This is a genomic window from Streptococcus sp. HMSC034E12 (assembly GCF_001835915.1).
In the GTDB taxonomy this organism is placed as follows: domain Bacteria; phylum Bacillota; class Bacilli; order Lactobacillales; family Streptococcaceae; genus Streptococcus; species Streptococcus vaginalis.
Window position 1 is genome coordinate 1 of the sequence record NZ_KV826443.1, and the last position, 351, is coordinate 351.

At 40.2% G+C, this 351-nt stretch carries 1 protein-coding gene and 1 pseudogene; both read right to left on the reverse strand.

Translation table 11 applies throughout. From position 1 onward, the window contains the following. Positions 1-196 (reverse strand): annotated as a pseudogene (locus tag HMPREF2574_RS05980) (lysin); the annotation flags it as partial. A 2-nt stretch (positions 197-198) separates the two neighbouring features. Continuing rightward, entirely contained in the window at positions 199-351 is a 153-nt protein-coding gene (locus HMPREF2574_RS10215) for a phage holin (protein WP_306806740.1), read from the reverse strand.

Below are 351 nucleotides of genomic sequence, written 5' to 3' on the forward strand. Positions count from 1 at the left end.
TAGGGAGGGCTTGTTGTAAGCTCTCTGTGTTGTTGTTTAGATTGATGTCCAAAGCATGGCTAACAGCTGACGAACAGTCATACTCGATACGTCCGTCTCCGTCTGCATCATTCCCGTAACGGTCGCCCATGTCATAGTGCACGGGAATTGCTTGCAATCTACGCATTTCTGCAATACTTGATTCAATTCTACTCATGCCTATTCTCCTTTTGTTTCTGCATTTTCGTTTTGTGCGTTTTGATATTTATTGCTAGATATACCTAATACAGTACCCACAAATGTTGTAACTGCTGCAATAATACCATTGATAAGAGTTGTGTCGATTTTGTATAAAGCTCCAATAGTTGTTAT